The sequence below is a fragment of the Streptomyces sp. KLMMK genome (assembly GCF_036961605.1).
Taxonomy (GTDB): Bacteria; Actinomycetota; Actinomycetes; order Streptomycetales; family Streptomycetaceae; genus Streptomyces; species Streptomyces telluris.
Genome location: NZ_JBAMDC010000699.1, coordinates 1 through 1,723 on the forward strand (window position 1 = coordinate 1; position 1,723 = coordinate 1,723).

At 73.0% G+C, this 1,723-nt stretch carries 2 protein-coding genes; both read right to left on the reverse strand.

Annotated elements, in window-relative coordinates; genetic code table 11:
• Positions 1–166: 166 nt before the first annotated feature.
• Positions 167–844, reverse strand: a complete 678-nt coding sequence (locus V7793_RS37255; RefSeq protein WP_336014132.1) for a class I SAM-dependent DNA methyltransferase — start codon at positions 842–844, stop codon at positions 167–169.
• A gap of 160 nt (positions 845–1,004) precedes the next feature.
• Positions 1,005–1,703: a cytidylyl-2-hydroxypropylphosphonate hydrolase gene (gene fomD / locus V7793_RS37260; protein WP_336014133.1), complete on the reverse strand. Its 699-nt coding sequence runs from the start codon at positions 1,701–1,703 to the stop codon at positions 1,005–1,007.
• Positions 1,704–1,723 lie beyond the last annotated feature (20 nt).

Here is a 1,723-nt window from a genome sequence, read left to right on the forward strand (position 1 = left end):
CGGCCGGGGACGTCCCGGTTCCGGTTCCTGGGCAGAGGCAGCGGCGGGCGCGGCGGCCTGCCGCACCGCGGCGATCCGCTGGCTTCCGTGGGAGTCGGTGTGCTCCGTCACGCGTGGGGTTCCATCCGTCGGGGCCGTGCGCCCGCTCGCGCGGGTGCACCGTGGGTCAGGCGCGTCGCAGATTGAGGAAGAGCTGGATCTCGGGTGGTACGTCCGTACTCGCCGGGGCGTACGCCAGCGAGTTCTCCCCGGCGACTTCGAAACCCGCTTCGCGCACGACCTGGCGCAGTTCGTCCCGCAGGTATCCGGATACCCGGATCGTGTTGCCCAGGAACGGGATCGCGTAGTCGTCCACGTCGGCCTCGACCATCGACAGGGCGAGCAACCCCCCGGGTCTCAGCAGCCCGTGGAGCATCCGCAGGGCGTGCGGGATCTCCGCGCGCGGCAGCATCAGCAGCGAGAAGAACGCGGTGACGCCGTCGAAGGCGCCCAGCCGGCCGTCCCGCAGGTCCGCCAGGTCCGCCAGGTGGAAGTCGGCCCCGGGAACGTTCTCCCGGGCCAGCTCCAGCATGCCGGCGGACAGGTCGACGCCCACGACGCGGTGGCCCGCGCCGGTCAGTTGCAGGGCGGTGGGCAGGCCGGTGCCGCAGCCGACGTCCAGGACGCGGGAGCCGGGCGGCAGGGCGGCCGCGAGCCAGGCGGCAGCGCCGAGCTGGCCCTCCTTGTGCGGGAAGGCCTCGTCGTAGCGGTGGCCTATCGCGTCGAACGCCTCGGCCTGACCGCTGCGGTCCAGCCCCGGACGGGCGTAGCCGTCGTAGTCCCGCTGGTTCTCGTCACCGCTCACGGCGCCCGCCCTCTCTGTGACCGTAATTCCGTGAACAAGCGTCACATGCCGTGCTCTGCTCGTGCCGTGCTGCTGTGCAGTACCGCGGAGGCCGATCCTACGATTGCCCGGAGGGCCGACGCCAAGCGGTTGCCGGTTCTCTCCGGGGTTTCGTCCCGCCTCATGCCCGGATCCGGGCCGGGGAACGGTCCCAGTCGTCCGGAAGGGCGGGTACGGGCCACGCCGGATCCGGCCGCCACGCCTCCCAGCCGGCCGCGAACGGCGCCTCCCAGGACTCGATCCGCTCGACCGCGGCCCGCCCGGCCGCCCGCACCCGCTCGGCCTGCCCGGCGGACATCAGGCCCGCCTGCTGCGCCTGCGCGAACTCGTCCTCGTCCTTCCACTGCCAGCTGCGGTCCGGGTAGACGGCGATGTCGAGGAAGTGGTCCTCGGAGTCCACGCCGCCCGTCCAGCGGGCCAGCGGCTCCTCCAGGTTCACGTACCAGTTCTTGAACCGCCAGTCACGGTCCCAGAACAGCCAGACCGACCACGGCTCGCCGGGCCGGGCGAGCTTCAGCACGCCTGTGCCGGACCACGGGGAGACGCCCGTGGTGCGGGGCTTGGTGTAGCGGGTGGCGAGCGGCTCCTGGTGGACCGGGGTGCCGTCGGCGAGCAGCGGGCGCACGCAGGCCGTGCCCGGCGCGACCCAGACCGCGAGCAGGTCGGCCGTGTCCTGCACGACGGTGACGGGGCGGCAGATGTGGACGCGGTCCGTGGCATTGCCCCGGTAGCGCCAGAGGATCTGGTCCCCGGGCGCCCAGGAGGCCGTGCCGGCCGTGTTCGTGGAGTCCACCGTGTCCGTGTCCGCGTCCGCTGTCATGCGGAGATCCTAGGCGCGGG

Coding starts and splice junctions, on each gene's coding strand:
- fomD (WP_336014133.1), bottom strand. CDS start 1,703: ATGACAGCGGACGCGGACACGGACACGGTGGACTCCACGAACACGGCC.